Source organism: Streptomyces sp. LE64 (genome assembly GCF_052606915.1).
In genome coordinates, this window is sequence record NZ_CP199708.1 from 5,674,044 (window position 1) to 5,690,649 (window position 16,606).

The window sequence follows — 16,606 nt, forward strand, 5'->3', positions numbered from 1 at the left end:
ACCCGTGCCGACGTGAGTCGCCCGTTCCGTCCCGGGAGCCGGAACGGCTGGTGCCGGTCCGTAGATTGGCGCAGCATGAGCGGTAGAGAACCCATCGAGCGCCCGCCCGCGGCGTCCCGCATGCGCTGGTTGCTGCCCTCCGCGGTGGCCGCCGAGCTGTACCCGCGGCGGGGCGAACGGCGCTCCCCCCGCCGCACCCTGCGCGACTGGTTCGTCGACTCCGTGTGCTTCCTGCTCGCGGTCTTCGTGGGGATGCTCGACGGGGCGAGCCTGGCCGACCACCCCGGTTCCTCGCTCCCGATGAACGCGGTGGACCAGGTCCTCGGGGCACTCGCCTGCGGCGCCGTGTGGCTGCGCCGCCGCTGGCCGGTGGCGATCGCCGTGGCCCTGATCCCGGTGGGGGCCCTGTCGGTGACCGCGGGCGGCGCCGCGGGCGTGCTGACCTTCTCGCTCGCCGTGCACCGACGGTTCGCGTACGTCGCCTGGACCACCGGGATCTCCCTGGCGATCGCCCCCGTCCACCTCTGGCTGCGGCCCACGCCGGGCCTCTCCTATCCGGCGGCCCTGGCCTTCACCCTCCTGATGACCGTCGCGGTCGTCGGCTGGGGCATGTTCGTCCGCTCGCACCGCGAACTCCTGCTGTCCCTGCGGGAACGGGCGCGACGGGCCGAGAGCGAGGCGGCGCTGAAGGCGGAGCGGGCCCAGCGACTGGCCCGGGAGGCCATCGCCCGGGAGATGCACGACGTCCTCGCCCACCGGCTCACGCTGCTCAGCGTCCACGCGGGCGCCCTGGAGTTCCGGCCCGACGCCCCGCGCGAGGAGGTGGTGCGGGCGGCCGGGGTGATCCGGGAGAGTTCCCACGAGGCGCTCCAGGACCTGCGCGAGATCATCGGCGTGCTGAGGGCGGGGGAGGGGGAGGAGGCCGGCCGGCCCCAACCCACGCTCGCCGGGCTCGACACCCTGGTCGACGAGTCCCGTGCCGCGGGCGCCGCCGTCCACCTCGACAACCGGGTCGCCGACCTCGCCGCGGTGCCCGTCTCCGCCGGTCGCACGGCCTACCGGATCGCCCAGGAGGCACTGACCAACGCCCGCAAGCACGCGCCCGGCGCCCGGGTCTCGGTCCGGGTGGCCGGCGCTCCCGGCACCGGTCTGACGGTGACGGTGCGCAATCCACCGCCCTCGGATCGGGTGCCCGCCGTCCCCGGCTCCGGCCAGGGGCTCATCGGCCTCACCGAACGGGCCACCCTGGCCGGCGGCCGGATCGAGCACGGACCGGACGGTGCGGGGGGCTTCCGCGTCAGCGCCTGGCTACCGTGGCCCTCATGACTGCGATCAAGGTGCTGTTGGTGGACGACGACCCCCTGGTCCGTGCGGGCCTGCGCCTGATGCTGGGCGGGGCCGCGGACATCGAGGTGGTCGGGGAGGCCGGGGACGGGAGCGAGGTGGCCCCGTTGGTGGAACGCCTGGCCCCCGACGTCGTCCTCATGGACATCAGGATGCCCACCGTGGACGGACTGGCCGCCACCGAGCTGCTGCGCGCCGGCGAACACCCGCCGGAGGTAGTGGTGTTGACCACCTTCCACGCCGACGAACAGGTGCTGAGAGCCCTGCGCGCCGGTGCCGCCGGGTTCGTCCTGAAGGACACCCGGCCGGCCGAGATCGTGGCGGCGGTGCGCAAGGTGGCCGCCGGGGTGCCCGTGCTGTCGCCGGCGGTCACCCGTCAGCTCATCAGCCGGGTCGCCGGCGACGACCCCCGCCGGGACCGCAGCCGACTGGCCCGTCAGCGGCTGGCGGCACTCGGCGAACGGGAGCGGGAGGTGGCCGTCGCGATCGGCCGGGGACGGCCCAACGCCGACATCGCCGCCGAGCTCTACATGAGCCTTGCCACCGTGAAGACCCACGTGTCCCGCATCCTGACGAAGTTGGAGCTCAACAACCGCGTGCAGATCGCCCTGTTGGCCCACGACGCGGGCTGGTTGCCGCAGGACGAGCAGGAGGCGCGGCCCTGACGGGCCGTCCGGCCGGGCTCACGCCCCCGGGACCTCCGCCAGTGCCACCGGCCGCCTCTCGCGCCGCGACACCTCGCACGCCTCGGCGATGCGCAGCGCCGCCAACGCCTCGTACCCGTCGCAGGGGTTGGGCCGCTCGCCGCGCACCACGTCCACGAAGGCCGTGAGTTCCGCCTCGTAGGCGGGGGCGAACCGTTCCAGGAACCCGGTCCACGGCTTGTCGGCGGCGGGCGGCCCCACCGGTTCCGTGGAGGTGATCGGCGTCCGGTCGTCCCAGCCCACCGCCACCTGGTCGGCCTCCCCGGCGAGTTCCATCCGCACGTCGTAGCCGGCGCCGTTGAACCGGGTCGCCGTCGCGGTGGCCAGCACCCCGTCGTCCAGCGTCAAGAGCGCCGCGGCGGTGTCCACGTCCCCGGCCTCCCGGAACATCGCGGCCCCCGCGTCGGAACCGGCCGCATACACGTCCACCACCTCGCGGCCGGTCACCCAGCGCAGGGCGTCGAAGTCGTGGACCAGGCAGTCCCGGTAGAGGCCGCCGGAGAGCGGGAGGTACGCGGCGGGCGGCGGCGACTGGTCCGAGGTCATCGCGCGGACGGTGTGCAGCCGGCCCAGCCGCCCCTCGCGCACCGCCGCCCGGGCCGTTCCGTACCCGGCGTCGAAGCGGCGCTGGAACCCCATCTGGAGGACGGTGCCCGCCGCCGCCACGTCCCGCAGCGCGGCCAGGGTGCCGGCCAAGTCCAGGGCGATCGGCTTCTCGCAGAAGACCGGCAGCCCCGCCCGGGCCGCCCGGGAGATCAGCTCGGCGTGCGCGGCGGTGGCGGTGGTGATGACCATCGCGTCGACGCCCCAGGTGAACACCTCGTCCACGCCGGGCGCCGCGGTCGCCCCGAGCCGGACGGCCAGCGCCTGGGCGCGCGCCCGGTCGGCGTCCGTGACGACGAGGGAACCCACCTCGCGGTTGCGGCTCAGGGAGGCCGCGTGGAACGTGCCGATGCGGCCCGTCCCGATGAGTCCGATGCGCATGGGTCCACGGTGGAGCGGCCCGCACCCCCTGTCAATGGTTTGTCCGGACAATCGGACCTCGCCGACTTCACGCCCCCCGATCGGCCGAGTACGCTCCCCAAGCGTGTCCCGACCAGATGCCGACCCGTCCGTGGCGCTCCACCTCAGTGTCGACCGGAGCAGCCCGATCCCGCTGTACTTCCAGCTGTCCCAGCAGCTCGAAGCGGCGATCGAACGCGGCGTCCTCGCTCCGGGCAGCCTGTTGGGCAACGAGATCGACCTCGCCGGCCGCCTCGGCCTGTCCCGCCCCACCGTCCGCCAGGCCATCCAGTCCCTGGTGGACAAGGGGCTCCTGGTGCGCCGCCGGGGCGTGGGCACCCAGGTGGTGCACGACCGGGCCCGCCGCTCCCCGGAGCTGAGCAGCCTGTACGACGACCTGGAGGCCGCCGGGCAGCGCCCCGCCACCCGGGTGACGGTCAACGGACTGGTCCCCGCCTCCGCCGAGGTGGCCGCCGCGCTCCGGGTCGCCGAGGGCACCCAGGTGCACCGGGTGGAACGGCTCCGGCTGGCGCACGGCGAACCCATGGCGTACCTGCGCAACCACCTGCCGGCCGGACTGCTCGCCCTGGACACCGAACGGCTGGAGGCCACCGGGCTCTACCGGATGCTGCGGGGAGCCGGGATCACCCTGCACAGCGCTCGCCAGTCGGTGGGGGCCCGGGCCGCCACCGCCCAGGAGGCCGAGCTCCTGGGCGAGCCGGTGGGCGCGCCCCTGCTCACCATGGGCCGCACCACCTTCGACGACACCGGACGCCCCGTGGAACACGGGGCGCACACCTACCGGGCCTCCCGGTACGCCTTCGAGTTCCACCTGCTCGTCCGCCCCTGACGGGCCCGCACCGGCCCGCGGCGGGCTACTCCGCTCGCCGCACGGGGAGCGCCGGCACGACACCCCAGCAACGCCCGCACCGGCTCCGTGGCCGATACTGGAGCGTTCGGGGTCGCAAAACCGACCCCCGGGACCGGCGCACCGGTCCCGGCGCACCGGGCAGTACGGCAAGGAGGGCACGGGTTCGTGGCAAGGGTACGAACAGGGGTACGCGGAGCGAGGGCCGCGCTGGTGATCGCGCTCGCCGTGGCGCTCGCGGGATGCTCCAGCACCGGGGGCAAGCGCGCCGAGGACGCCCGCGAGGCCGCCGCGGCACGGGGCAAGGCCGCCGTCAGCACCCCCCGCTGGACCTTTGCGATGGTGACGCACTCGGGGGACGGCGACACCTTCTGGGACATCGTGCAGAAGGGCGCGCGGGAAGCCTCCGCCAAGGACAACATCAACTTCCTGTACTCCCACCACGACGAGGCCCAGCAACAGGCGCAGCTCGTCGACGCGGCCGTCGACAAGGAGGTGGACGGGCTGATCGTCACCCTCGCCAAGCCGGCCGCCATGAAGGCCGCGGTGGAGCGCGCCCGCAAGGCCGGCATCCCGGTGGTCACCATCAACTCCGGGTCCGCCGAGTCCAAGGAGTTCGGTGGCCTCACCCACATCGGCCAGGACGAGACCGTGGCCGGTGAGGCGGTGGGCACCGAGCTGACCGAGCGCGGCCACCGCAAGGCCGTGTGCGTCCTGCACGAGCAGGGCAACGTGGGTCACGAGCAGCGCTGCGCGGGGGCGCGGAAGACCTTCCGCGGCGAGTTGGAGAACCTGTACGTCGACGGCACCAACATGCCCGACGTCCAGGCGTCGATCGTCGCCAAGCTCCAGGCCGACCGGGACGTCGACGCGGTGGTCACCCTCGGCGCGCCCTTCGCGGCCACCGCGATCAAGGCCAAGCGGGACGCGGACAGCGAGGCCGAGATCGACACCTTCGACCTGAACGCCTCCGTGGCCGCCGCCCTCGGCGACGGCTCCCTCGGCTTCGCCGTCGACCAGCAGCCCTACCTCCAGGGGTACGAGGCCGTCGACCTGCTGTGGCTCTACAAGTACAACGCCGACGTCCTCGGCGGCGGCGGCCCGGTGCTGACCGGCCCCCAGATCGTCACCCGCGACCAGGCCGCCGAGCTGGCGGACTACACCGAGCGGGGCACCCGATGACCGTCGGTGCGGCGGCCACCGACGAACGCCTGCTGCGGTCCTCCCCGCTGCGCCGGCTGCTGGGCCGGCCGGAGCTGGGCTCCGTCGTCGGCGCGGTCGCGGTGTTCCTGTTCTTCGCTCTCGTCGCCGACAGCTTCCTGCGACCCTCCAGCCTGAGCACGGTGCTGTACGCGGCCTCCACCATCGGGATCATGGCGGTGCCGGTGGCGCTGCTGATGATCGGCGGCGAGTTCGACCTGTCGGCCGGGGTGCTGGTCACCAGCTCCGCCCTCGTGTCCTCGATGTTCAGCTACCAGATGACCGCCAACGTCTGGGTCGGCGTCGGGGTGTCCCTCCTGGTCACCCTGGCGATCGGGGTGTTCAACGGGGTGATGCTCACCCGCACCCGGCTGCCCAGCTTCATCATCACGCTCGGCACCTTCCTGATGCTGACCGGACTCAACCTCGGCTTCACCAAACTGATCAGCGGCACCGTCTCCACCAAGTCCATCGCCGACATGGAGGGCTTCCCGTCGGCCAAGGCCGTCTTCGCCTCGACCCTGACCCTCGGCGGCGTCGACTTCAAGGTCACCATCCTGTGGTGGTTCGCGCTGGTGGCCCTCGCCACCTGGATCCTGCTGCGCACCCGCGTGGGCAACTGGATCTTCGCGGTCGGCGGCGGTCGGGACGCGGCCCGCGCGGTCGGGGTCCCCGTCACGGCCACCAAGATCGGCCTCTACGCAGGCGTCGGCCTCGGCGCCTGGATCGCCGGGCAGCACCTGCTGTTCTCCTTCGACGTCGTCCAGTCCGGAGAGGGCGTCGGCAACGAGCTGATCTACATCATCGCGGCCGTCATCGGCGGCTGCTTGATCACCGGCGGCTACGGTTCCGCCATCGGCTCGGCGGTGGGCGCCCTCATCTTCGGCATGACCAGCAAGGGCATCGTCTTCGCCGAGTGGAACCCCGACTGGTTCAAGTTCTTCCTGGGAGCGATGCTCCTCCTGGCGACCCTGCTCAACGCCTGGGTCCGCAAGCGTGCGGAGGCCACCACATGACCGCCCCGACCCCCGAGGGCACCGAGTCCGCCCCCCTGATCCGGTTGGAGGGGGTCGGTAAGCACTACGGCACCATCCGCGCCCTGGAGGGCGTCAGCCTGGAGGTGCACGCGGGCGGGATCACCTGCGTCCTCGGCGACAACGGCGCGGGCAAGTCCACCCTCATCAAGATCATCTCGGGGCTGCACCGGCACGACGCGGGAACCCTGCGCATCGAGGGTGCGGAGCGCCGCCTCGGCTCCCCGCGCGAGGCCCTGGACCTGGGCATCGCCACCGTCTACCAGGACCTCGCCGTGGTCCCGCTGATGCCGGTCTGGCGCAACTTCTTCCTCGGCTCCGAACTCACCCGGGGCACCGGCCCGCTGCGCCGGCTCGACGTCGACCTGATGCGGCGCACCACCCGTACCGAACTGTTGCGCATGGGCATCGACCTCCGGGACGTCGACCAGCCCATCGGCACCCTCTCCGGCGGCGAACGCCAGTGCGTGGCCATCGCCCGGGCCGTCTACTTCGGGGCGAAGGTCCTGGTCCTCGACGAACCGACCGCGGCGCTCGGCGTGAAGCAGTCCGGGGTCGTCCTCAAGTACGTGGCCGCCGCCCGGGACGCCGGCCTCGGCGTGGTCCTCATCACCCACAACCCGCACCACGCCTACCTGGTCGGTGACCGGTTCGTGCTGCTCAAGCGGGGCGTCATGGCCGGCAGCCACACCCGCGGCGAGATCACCCTGGACGAGCTGACCCGCCAGATGGCCGGCGGCAGCGAACTGGACGACCTCCGACACGAGCTGCAACGCGCCCCCGCCCCCACCCATCTGGGCGGCCACCCCACCCGGGAAACCCGGGACCGCTGACGTGCCCGACCTCCCGAGGGGCCGGCGCACCCCGGAGTCCGGCCGGCCCCCCGCCGCACCGGCGACGCGTGCGGCGCGGGGCGCCGGTGAGGCAGAATCGGCCCGATGAGCACTTACCGCGACCTCGCGCACCGCGGCTCCGCGCGCGCCACCGTCCTGCGGACCGTCGGTACGCGCGAGCGCCGGTCCCTGCTGGCCGCGCCCCGGGTGCCGACCGTGGGCATCGACATCGGCGGCACGAAGGTCATGGCGGGCGTGGTGGACGCCGACGGCACCATCCTGGAGAAGGTCCGCACCGAGACCCCCGACAAGTCCAAGAGCCCCAAGGTGGTCGAGGACACCATCGTCGAACTGGTCCTCGACCTCTCCGACCGGCACGACGTGCACGCCGTCGGCATCGGCGCGGCGGGCTGGGTCGACGCCGACCGCAACCGGGTCCTGTTCGCCCCCCACCTGTCCTGGCGCAACGAACCCCTGCGGGACCGGATCTCCGGCCGCCTCGCGGTGCCGGTGATGGTCGACAACGACGCCAACACCGCCGCCTGGGCCGAGTGGCGGTTCGGCGCCGGTCGCGACGAGGACCACCTGGTCATGATCACCCTCGGCACCGGCATCGGCGGCGCCATCCTGGAGGACGGCCGGGTCAAGCGCGGCAAGTACGGCGTCGCCGGCGAGTTCGGCCACATGCAGGTCGTCCCCGGCGGCCACCGCTGCGCCTGCGGCAACCGCGGCTGCTGGGAGCAGTACAGCTCCGGCAACGCCCTGGTCCGCGAGGCCCGCGAACTGGCCTCCGCCGACTCCCCGGTCGCCTACAACATCATCGAGCGGGTGGCCGGCAACATCCCCGACATCACCGGTCCCCTCATCACCGAGCTGGCCCGCGAGGGCGACCCCATGTGCGTCGAACTGCTCCAGGACATCGGCCAGTGGCTCGGCGTCGGCATCGCCAACCTCGCCGCGGCCCTCGACCCGTCCTGCTTCGTCGTCGGCGGCGGCGTCAGCGCCGCCGACGACCTGCTCATCGGCCCCGCCCGGGAGTCCTTCGCCCGCCACCTCACCGGCCGGGGCTACCGGCCCGAAGCACGCATCGCCCGCGCCCAGCTCGGCCCCGAGGCCGGCATGGTCGGCGCCGCCGACCTCGCCCGGCTGGTCGCCCGCCGCTTCCGGCGCGCCAACCGGCGCCGGGTCGAGCGCCACGAACGCTACGAGCGGTACGCACGGACCCGCCGCGCCGCCCAGGGAACCTGAGAGCCATGCCGAACGTGCCGCGCCAGGCCCCGCCACCCGACCGGCAGTCCCGCCCCGAGGGCCGAGCCCGGGTGGTGCGCCGCCGGGCCCTGACCCTGCTGACCATCCTGCTGCTCATCGGGGTGCCCGCCGGCTACCTGGTGATCTCCGCCGCCCAGAGCCGCGACAGCGGCCGGGACAAGGCCGCCAAGTACTCCGCGACGGGCCTCACCGAGGGCTGGCCGGCCAAGGTCCAGCGCCGCCTCTACGAGGTGCCCGTCCCGGCCTGGTCCGCCGAGGTCGCCTACTACGAGACCAACAACTGGAAGACCAGCCGGCTCTACGTCCAGTTCCTGACCAGCAACGAGGGGCTCGACCGGTTCCTCACGGAGCTGGGGCTCCACGGCGACCTGCTCCACGCCGGCGAACTGCCCATCAGCGACCGCGACCGGGGGATCGTGGGGTGGGACTTCTCCGGGGAGGGCCCCTGGTACGGCCTGAAGCGCGAGGCCGAGGACCCGCGCCCCTCCCACGACATCGTCGTCAATCGCTCCAATCCCGACCACCCGATGGTGTACGTCGTCTCCTCGACCACGCCCTGACCCCGCCGCCGGCCCGACGGCGTTGTCAGAGCGCGCACGTACAGTCGGAAACGACGGCCGACCCGGAGCGAGGAGGTGGGGGATGCGTTGGTCACGACTGACCGCGGTCTTCCTGCCCGGGCAGCCCCCGCGCGAGGGCCGCATCGCCCTCTGGGACCCGGAGGGCACCCTTCCGGAAGCCGACGGTCCGGGGACGCCCGGAGAACTCCTCGTCGTCCGCCCGCACGGCCCGGGCGTACGCAGCGCCACCGTGCCGGCCCGGCTGCTCCCCCTCGTCGACGCCCTCCCGCTGCTGGTCCGCGCGCGCCGCGACCCGGCCGCCGCCCCCGCCACCGCCTGCTGGGGGGCCGCCGCGCTCCTCGCCCTCCGCCTGGTCGCCCGCGGCCGCATCCTGCCCGGGCTCACCCCCGACGCCCACGACGCCTGGCGCGCCGGGCCCCTGGACCCCGGCGACCTGGCCCACCTGCGGGCGGTCGCCGCCGCCCTGCCGCCCGAGGGCCACGCCACCCCGCTGCCCGGCCGCACCCCGCTGGAACTGCCCCGGCCCGAGGACCTCGTCCGGGCCTTCCTCGACGCCGTCGCCGACACCCTGCCGCGCACCCCGGCCGCCCGGCACGCCACCGGCGCCCCTTACGCCGCCCGGGAACCCCAGCACCTGCCCCGGGCCGGGGAGTGGGCCGCCGAGGTCGCCGCCGGCGCCGACGCGGGCGTGCGCATCTCGCTCCGCCTCGACCTCGCCGCCGCCCGGGTCTTCGACCGCGCGGAGGAGGACGCCCCGGAACGCCGCGCCGGGGCGGCGGTCGTCCAGGTGCACAGCCTCGCCGACCCCACGCTGGTGGCCGACGCCGCGACCCTGTGGGCCGGCACGGCCGACCCGGCGTTCGGCCCCCGGGCCCAGGTGGACGCGGCCCTCGCGGTGCGGCGCGCCGCCCGGACCTGGCCGCCCCTGGAGCGCCTCGCCGACCAACCGGTGCCCGACGTCCTCGCCCTCGACGAGGACGAACTCGCCGACCTGCTGGGGCCGGCCGCCTCCCGGCTGGCCGCGGCCGGCACCGCCGTGCACTGGCCGCGCGACCTCGCCCGGGACCTCACCGCCCGGGCCGTCGTGCACGCCGCCCCCGGATCGGCGACGGACGGCAGCCCCGTGTTCGGCGGCCTCCTCGACCCCGCCGAGGGCGCGCAGCCGTTCCGCTTCCGCTGGCAGCTCGCCCTCGGCGACGACCCGCTCAGCGAAGCCGAGATGGACGCCCTCGCCGAGGCCCACCGCCCCGTGGTCCGGCTGCGCGACCAGTGGGTCCTCGTCGATCCCGCGCTGGTCCGCAAGGCCCGCGCCCGGGAGCTGGGCCTCCTCGACCCCGTCGACGCGCTCGCCGCCGCCCTCACCGGCACCGCGGAGGTCGACGGGCAGCACGTCCCCGCCGTCCCGGTGGGCGCCCTCGCCGCCCTCCGCGACCGCCTCACCGGCGGACTGCCGCCCGCCGACACCCCGCCCGGACTCCACGCGGAGCTGCGCGACTACCAGCGCCGGGGCCTCGCCTGGCTCGACCTGATGACCTCCCTGGGCCTCGGAGGCTGCCTCGCCGACGACATGGGCCTCGGCAAGACGGTCACCCTGATCGCCCTCCACCTGCGCCGCGCCCGCACCGCACCGACCCTGGTGGTCTGCCCCGCCTCCCTGCTCGGCAACTGGCAGCGCGAGATCGGCCGCTTCGCCCCCCACCTGCCCGTGCACCGCTTCCACGGCAGCTCCCGCACCCTCGACGTCCCCGATGACCCCGACGCCTTGGCCGGCGGCTTCGTGCTCACCACCTACGGCACCATGCGCTCCGCCGCCGCCCGACTCGCGGACCGGGACTGGGGCATGGTCGTCGCCGACGAGGCCCAGCACATCAAGAACCCCCACTCCGCGACCGCCAGGGCGCTGCGCACCATCCCCGCCCCCGCTCGGGTGGCCCTCACCGGCACCCCCGTCGAGAACAACCTCTCCGAACTGTGGGCCCTCCTCGACTGGACCACCCCCGGACTCCTTGGCCCGCTGCCCGCCTTCCGAGCCCGCCACGCCCGCGCCGTGGAGAACGCCACCAGCGCCGCCGTCGCCCTGCACTCCCTCACCCCCGGGCCCGCCACCCCGGTGCCCGACGCGCCCGACACCGAAGCCGTCGAACGGCTGGCCCGGTTGGTCCGGCCCTTCCTGCTGCGCCGCCGCAAGTCCGACCCCGGCATCCTCCCCGAACTGCCGCCCAAGACCGAGACGGACCACCCCGTCCCCCTCACCCGGGAGCAGGCTGCCCTGTACGAGGCCGTCGTCCGGGAGTCGTTGCTCGCGATCGGGGCCGCGGAGGGCATCGCCCGCCGCGGGCAGGTCCTGGCCCTGCTCACCTCGCTCAAACAGGTCTGCGACCACCCCGCGCTGTACCTCAAGGAGGCGTTCGACGGCCCCGACGGACGGCGCCCCCGACTCGCCGGCCGCTCCGGCAAGCTCGAACTGCTGGACGAGCTGCTGGACACCGTCCTCGCCGAGGAGGGGTCGGCCCTGGTCTTCACCCAGTACGCCACCATGGCCCGGCTGATCGGCAGCCACCTCACCGACCGCGCCGTCCCCGTCGAACTCCTGCACGGCGGCACCCCCGTACCCGAACGGGAACGCCTGGTCGACCGCTTCCAGGCCGGAACCACCCCCGTGCTGGTCCTCTCCCTCAAGGCGGCCGGCACCGGGTTGAACCTCACCCGCGCGGGCCACGTGGTCCACTTCGACCGCTGGTGGAACCCGGCGGTGGAGGCCCAGGCCACGGACCGCGCCCACCGGATCGGCCAGACCCAGCCGGTCCAGGTGCACCGGCTCGTCGCCGAAGGCACCGTCGAGGACCGCATCGCCGACCTGCTCACGGCCAAACGCGCCCTCGCGGACGCCGTCCTCGACGCCGACGGCACCGCCCTGCCCGACCTCACCGCACTCACCGACCGGGAACTGGCCGACCTGGTCTCCCTCCGGAGGCCCGCATGACCGGCACGGCACCGCTCCCCACCAACGAGCCGACCGGCCGCGCCCCCGCCGGTGCTTCCCGCCGCCCCTCCGAGGCCGCCCGGCAGGCCCTCCGCGCGGCCCGTCGCACCCGGAACCCCGTCGAGGACGGTCAACCCCCGAGACCGGCGCCCGCCCCCGCACCCCCCGAGCCGGCGGACCGTCCCGGGGACGTCGCCCGGCGAGCCCTGCGCACGGCCCGCGCACGACGGATCACCGAGCCCACCGCGGCGGCACCCGCCGACCGCGGCCCCGCGCCCCGGCCGGCCCCCGTCGAGACCCCGGGACCCGCTGCCGCACCCGAGCCGACCGTCCCCCTCGCCAGCACCTGGTGGGGCACCGAGTGGATCCGCGCGATGGAGGACCACGGACCCGAACGCCTGCTCCGGGGCCGCGGCCACGCCGCCGGGGGCCGGGTCGGAACGATCGCCGCCACCCCCGGCCGGCTGCTCGCCTACGTCCAGGACGACCGCCCCCGCCCCTACCGCGCCCAACTGGAACTGGGCACCCTCACCGACCAGGAGTGGGACGCCTTCCTCGACGCCGCGGCCGAGCACCCCGGCCACCTCGCCGCCCTGCTCGACGGGGAACTGCCGCCCGCCCTCGCCGACTGCGGCGCCCTGCTGCCCGGCCCGGGCGACCTCACCGCGTCCTGCGGCTGCCCCGGTCCCGACCGACCCTGCCGCCACGCCGCGGCCCTCGGCTACGCCGCCGCCCGACTGGTGGACGAGGATCCGTTCGTCCTGCTGCGGCTGCGGGGCCGCAGCGAGGACGAGTTGCTCACCGCACTCTCCCGGCGCGCCGCCCGCACCGGGCGACACCCGGCGGGGGCGCCGCCCCTCCCCGGCGTGCGGGCCCGCACCGCCTTCGCCGTCCGTGCCCTGCCCGCCCTGCCGCCCCCGCTGCCGGTGCTCGCGCACCCCGAGGCCCCACCGTCCTACCCGTCGCACCCGGACGGCCCCGACCCCTACGCACTGGACCAGTTGGCCTCGGACGCGGCGGCCCGCGCGCACGCGCTGCTCACCACCGGGCACGACCCCCTCGCCGGGCTGACCCCGTGGCAGGACGCCGTCCGCTGGGCGGCGGCCCGCCCCGGCTCGGGCCTCACCGCGACCACCCGCGCCCCGTACGCCTCGCTCGCCGCCGCGACCGGTCGGACGACCACCGACCTCCGTCGTGCGGTGGCCGCCTGGCGCCAGGGCGGCGCCGCCGGGCTCACCGTCCTCGAAGAGCCCTGGGACCCGCCCGCGGGCCGCTTCGACCGGGCCCGCCCCGCCCTCCTCGCCGCCGGCCTGCCGCCGTTCCGGCCGGTGCGCAACCACCTCACCCACCCCCGCGGCCACCGCCAACTACGGCTGGGCCGGGACGCCCTCTGGTACGCGTACGAGTCGGAACCGGGCCACGACGACTGGTGGCCGCGCGGCACCCCCGCCACCGACCCCGTCTCCGCGCTCACCGGCCTGGACACCACCGACTGACGCCTGCGCACAGCACCGGAAGGGAGGGCGCCGGTCCGGTCGGCGCGCCCAGCGAGTCGACCCCCGAATGCCCCGGGAGGTGCCCTGTCGGGTAGGTGAGTGAAGTTCACTGCCCCGGCCGGTGTGTTCCTGCCGGACGCCCGGGGGCGGAGGTGTGATGCGGTCTATGCGAACGATGAGCGGCCGTGGTGCCGCGTACGAGGAGAGCGGGGCCACGAGTCCCCGCGGATCGAGTCGAAGACGCCGCAGTGCGCTGTGGGCCGGCCTGGTGACGGCGTGCGCGGCAGTGCTGCCGCTCATGGGCCTGACCGTGCCCGCCGAGGCCGCACCGCGCGCCACCGGTACGCTGCGCCTGTGCGCGGACCGGAGCGTGGACGGCGGGCCCTTCTCGACCGGGCAGACGAGCACCGAGCAGCCGTTGCCGCCCGGCCACACCACGTACATGGCGGTCTACGACGCGGGGGTCACCCCGGGCGAGTTCGCCGACGAGGTGTACGACGGCATCGCCGGAGTCCCGACGCAACGGCAGGTGGCCGCGAACCTGGACACCGCCGACGGCCTGTTGGACCCGTCCAGCCCCGAGCTGTACGGCGGCCAGCTGTACGAGGTCCACGGGGGCTCGTGCACCGATGTCGTCGTGGACACCGCGCACACCTACTACGTGGTGCAGTACGAGCGGGAGTTCGACGCCAGCGGGAACCTCGTCGGCTACCGCGACCTCACCCAGTTCGGCCTGGGGCCGGACTGGTCGCTGGGGTACTGGGTGGACGGCGGCTTCCCGGCGGGGTCGCACTTCGACGACTCGGGCCTGTACGTCACGCCCTCCGGTGACCGGGCCTACTTCTCGGGCGGCAGTGGCGGCTACCTGGGCGGGCGTATCCTACCCGTCACGGTGGACGCCGGCGCGGTCCGCAAGGTCACCACGATCACCAAGCACTTCTCCGTCACCGCCGTCAAGGAGTTGGCCCCGGGAACGGCCGGATCGGTCGCCGACCGGACGATCCTGTTCACCAACAAGAACCTCGGCGGCTCGGTCGGCGGGGTGGGCGGCGTGTGCTGCACGGCGATCTACGCGTCCCGGACCGGTTCGGACGGCACCGCGTACAACACCGATCCGCTGGCCGGATGGCAGCTGACCGCCTACGAGTACATCAGCCCCGAGGAGTGGGCGGCCGGATACCGGTTGCAGTCGACCACCCAGGACGGTGTCGAGCGTCCGGTGGCCTACGTACCCGTCACCCAGACGCTCAAGGACGCCCTGCTGGCCTGGCCCTACCTCCAGGAGTACGACCGCGGTCTGATCGAGGCCGTCGAGGTCGGGGGCTTCTTCGCCGGCGGCGGCGCCATCCTCAACGACTCCAACGGCGGCTCGTACCGCGCGGCCCCCGTCACCTTCACCAACAACACCGGCGTGGTCCCCCCGGTGACCGGCGCCGTCACCGTGGTGAAGGAGGACGACGAGACCGGAGCGGCCCTCCCCGGTGCCGTGTTCGAACTGTGGCAGGAGACCAACGGCGTCGCCGGCCTCCAGACCGGCGGCGGCGATCCCGACACCCAGGTCGGTCTGCCCTGCACCACCGGCACCGACGGAACCTGCTCGACGGTCGTGGAACTCGGCACCTACTACTGGCGCGAGACCGAGGCCCCCGACGGGTACCAGCTCCCGGCCGAGCCGGTGTTCGGGCCGCTCGTGCTCACCGCCGCCAACGCCGCGCAGGGAGTCACCGTCACCGCCGACGACACGGCGGTCCCGCCGACTCCGGTCACCGGTGACGTCACGGTGGTCAAGGTGGACGAGGAGACGGGCACCCGGCTGGCGGGCGCGCTGTTCCAACTGTGGGAGGAGACCAACGGCGTCGCCGGCCTCCAGACCACCGGCGCCGACCCGGACACCAGGGTGGGCACCCCGTGCCTGACCGACACCCGGGGCGAGTGCTCGCGCACGGTGGAGACGGGGACGTACTACTGGCGGGAGACCGCGGCGCCGGAGGGCTACGACCTGCCGGCCGAGCCGGTGTTCGGGCCGCTCGTGCTCACCGCCGCCAACGCCGCGCAGGGAGTCACCGTCACCGCCCGGGACACGGCGGTCCCGCCGACCCCGGTCACCGGCGAGGTCGCGGTGGTGAAGCAGGACGAGGAGACCGGGACCCCGCTCGCCGGCGCGGTCTTCGAACTCTGGGAGGAGACCAACGGAGTGGTGGGTCTCCAGACCAGCGGCGCCGATCCCGACACCCGGGTGAACGGCTCCTGCACCACCGGAGCCGACGGCGAGTGCTCGCGCACGGTGGAGACGGGGACGTACTACTGGCGGGAGACCGCGGCGCCGGAGGGCTACGACCTGCCGGCCGACCCGGTCGGGCCGCTGCCGCTGACCCAGGCCAACGCCGAGGAGGGCGTCACGGTCACGGCCGGGAACACCCGGACGCCCGTGCCGCCGACCCGCGGTGAGGTGACCGTGGTCAAGGAGGACTCCGTCACCGGCGCCGCTCTGCCCGGGGCGGTCTTCCGACTCTGGGAGGAGACCAACGGCGTTCCCGGTCTCCAGACCACCGGCGCCGACTCCGACAGTCGGGTCGGGGCCTCCTGCACCACGCCCGCGAACGGCACCTGCACCCGCACCGTGCCGTTGGGGACCTACTACTGGCAGGAGACCCGGGCGCCGGAGGGCTACGACCTTCCCGCCGACCCGGTGTTCGGGCCGCTCATCCTCACCGCGGCCAACGCGGACGAGGGGGTGACCGTGGTCGCCGACAACACCGAGACACCGGTCCGCGGGACGATCCGGCTCACCAAGACCGACAAGAAGACGGGCGAAACCCTGGCGGGCGCGGTGTTCGAACTGTGGCGGGAGACCAACGGCGTCGCCGGCCTCCAGACCGGCGGCGGTAACCCGGACACCGAGGTCAACAGCGGTTGCTCCACCGACGGAGCGGGCACCTGTGACTTCGGTGACCTCCCAGCGGGTTCGTACTACCTGCGGGAGACGGCCGTGCCGGAGGGCTACGTCCTGCCCTCCAACCCGATCAGCGGCCCCTACGAGATCACCGAGGCCGACGAGACGGTCTCGGTCTCGTTGTCCAACAAGAGAGGGGAATCCCCCAAGGTGAGCAGCCCCTGACCGGCATCCGGTGACAGGATCCCGGGGGCGGACGTGCGGTCTCCACGTCCGCCCCCGGTCCACGACCGTCCGTTCGGTGATCTGCAACTGGACAACACGGTCGTCTCCGAGGTCCCGGGCAACAACTGCCCGGCCCGCAGCACCGACTGGCAGTGCACCACCCACGACGAGGTC

12 protein-coding genes are annotated in these 16,606 nt (G+C 74.4%); 11 read left to right on the forward strand and 1 reads right to left on the reverse strand.

Annotated features, from left to right (window positions below):
* The first annotated feature begins 75 nt into the window (after positions 1 to 75).
* Positions 76 to 1,326: a sensor histidine kinase gene (locus ACSMX9_RS25355; protein WP_445397280.1), complete on the forward strand. Its 1,251-nt coding sequence runs from the start codon at positions 76 to 78 to the stop codon at positions 1,324 to 1,326.
* Positions 1,323 to 2,009 carry a response regulator gene (locus ACSMX9_RS25360; protein WP_445397282.1) on the forward strand — a complete coding sequence of 229 codons (687 nt, stop codon included), beginning with the start codon at positions 1,323 to 1,325 and terminating at the stop codon, positions 2,007 to 2,009. The genes ACSMX9_RS25355 and ACSMX9_RS25360 overlap by 4 nt, the downstream gene beginning before the upstream one ends.
* A gap of 18 nt (positions 2,010 to 2,027) precedes the next feature.
* Here ACSMX9_RS25360 and ACSMX9_RS25365 read toward each other — a convergent pair whose 3' ends face one another.
* Complete coding sequence (locus ACSMX9_RS25365; RefSeq protein ID WP_445397284.1) at positions 2,028 to 3,032, reverse strand: Gfo/Idh/MocA family protein; 1,005 nt, start codon at positions 3,030 to 3,032, stop codon at positions 2,028 to 2,030.
* Between the two features lie 130 nt (positions 3,033 to 3,162).
* Here ACSMX9_RS25365 and ACSMX9_RS25370 point away from each other — a divergent pair, with 130 nt between their 5' ends.
* The 9 genes from ACSMX9_RS25370 to ACSMX9_RS25410 all read left to right on the forward strand — a co-directional run bounded on the left by ACSMX9_RS25370 (position 3,163) and on the right by ACSMX9_RS25410 (position 16,432).
* Entirely contained in the window at positions 3,163 to 3,900 is a 738-nt protein-coding gene (locus tag ACSMX9_RS25370; protein ID WP_445403096.1) for a GntR family transcriptional regulator, read from the forward strand.
* A gap of 186 nt (positions 3,901 to 4,086) precedes the next feature.
* Positions 4,087 to 5,100 (forward strand): sugar ABC transporter substrate-binding protein, encoded by a 1,014-nt coding sequence (locus ACSMX9_RS25375; protein WP_445397286.1) that lies wholly within the window; start codon positions 4,087 to 4,089, stop codon positions 5,098 to 5,100.
* Positions 5,097 to 6,134 carry an ABC transporter permease gene (locus ACSMX9_RS25380; RefSeq protein WP_366115995.1) on the forward strand — a complete coding sequence of 346 codons (1,038 nt, stop codon included), beginning with the start codon at positions 5,097 to 5,099 and terminating at the stop codon, positions 6,132 to 6,134. The genes ACSMX9_RS25375 and ACSMX9_RS25380 overlap by 4 nt, the downstream gene beginning before the upstream one ends.
* Positions 6,131 to 6,985 (forward strand): ATP-binding cassette domain-containing protein, encoded by an 855-nt coding sequence (locus tag ACSMX9_RS25385; protein ID WP_445397288.1) that lies wholly within the window; start codon positions 6,131 to 6,133, stop codon positions 6,983 to 6,985. The genes ACSMX9_RS25380 and ACSMX9_RS25385 overlap by 4 nt, the downstream gene beginning before the upstream one ends.
* Before the next feature lie 105 nt (positions 6,986 to 7,090).
* On the forward strand, positions 7,091 to 8,233 hold the full coding sequence (locus ACSMX9_RS25390) for an ROK family glucokinase (protein WP_445397290.1): 1,143 nt from the start codon (positions 7,091 to 7,093) through the stop codon (positions 8,231 to 8,233).
* A 5-nt stretch (positions 8,234 to 8,238) separates the two neighbouring features.
* Entirely contained in the window at positions 8,239 to 8,814 is a 576-nt protein-coding gene (locus tag ACSMX9_RS25395; protein WP_445397292.1) for a sugar kinase, read from the forward strand.
* An 82-nt stretch (positions 8,815 to 8,896) separates the two neighbouring features.
* Positions 8,897 to 11,818 carry a DEAD/DEAH box helicase gene (locus ACSMX9_RS25400; RefSeq protein ID WP_445397294.1) on the forward strand — a complete coding sequence of 974 codons (2,922 nt, stop codon included), beginning with the start codon at positions 8,897 to 8,899 and terminating at the stop codon, positions 11,816 to 11,818.
* Positions 11,815 to 13,314, forward strand: coding sequence for an SWIM zinc finger family protein (locus tag ACSMX9_RS25405; RefSeq protein ID WP_445397296.1), 1,500 nt, complete (start codon positions 11,815 to 11,817; stop codon positions 13,312 to 13,314). Before ACSMX9_RS25400 ends, ACSMX9_RS25405 begins: the two co-directional genes overlap by 4 nt.
* Before the next feature lie 166 nt (positions 13,315 to 13,480).
* Entirely contained in the window at positions 13,481 to 16,432 is a 2,952-nt protein-coding gene (locus ACSMX9_RS25410) for a SpaA isopeptide-forming pilin-related protein (RefSeq protein WP_445397298.1), read from the forward strand.
* The last annotated feature ends 174 nt before the right edge of the window (positions 16,433 to 16,606 follow it).

What these genes read in the sequence shown, in the direction of transcription:
- ACSMX9_RS25355 (WP_445397280.1), top strand. Translation starts at nt 76, where the DNA reads ATGAGCGGTAGAGAACCCATCGAGCGCCCGCCCGCGGCGTCCCGCATG.
- ACSMX9_RS25360 (WP_445397282.1), top strand. Translation starts at nt 1,323, where the DNA reads ATGACTGCGATCAAGGTGCTGTTGGTGGACGACGACCCCCTGGTCCGT.
- ACSMX9_RS25365 (WP_445397284.1), bottom strand. Translation starts at nt 3,032, where the DNA reads ATGCGCATCGGACTCATCGGGACGGGCCGCATCGGCACGTTCCACGCG.
- ACSMX9_RS25380 (WP_366115995.1), top strand. Translation starts at nt 5,097, where the DNA reads ATGACCGTCGGTGCGGCGGCCACCGACGAACGCCTGCTGCGGTCCTCC.
- ACSMX9_RS25385 (WP_445397288.1), top strand. Translation starts at nt 6,131, where the DNA reads ATGACCGCCCCGACCCCCGAGGGCACCGAGTCCGCCCCCCTGATCCGG.
- ACSMX9_RS25390 (WP_445397290.1), top strand. Translation starts at nt 7,091, where the DNA reads ATGAGCACTTACCGCGACCTCGCGCACCGCGGCTCCGCGCGCGCCACC.
- ACSMX9_RS25395 (WP_445397292.1), top strand. Translation starts at nt 8,239, where the DNA reads ATGCCGAACGTGCCGCGCCAGGCCCCGCCACCCGACCGGCAGTCCCGC.
- ACSMX9_RS25400 (WP_445397294.1), top strand. Translation starts at nt 8,897, where the DNA reads ATGCGTTGGTCACGACTGACCGCGGTCTTCCTGCCCGGGCAGCCCCCG.
- ACSMX9_RS25405 (WP_445397296.1), top strand. Translation starts at nt 11,815, where the DNA reads ATGACCGGCACGGCACCGCTCCCCACCAACGAGCCGACCGGCCGCGCC.
- ACSMX9_RS25410 (WP_445397298.1), top strand. Translation starts at nt 13,481, where the DNA reads ATGCGAACGATGAGCGGCCGTGGTGCCGCGTACGAGGAGAGCGGGGCC.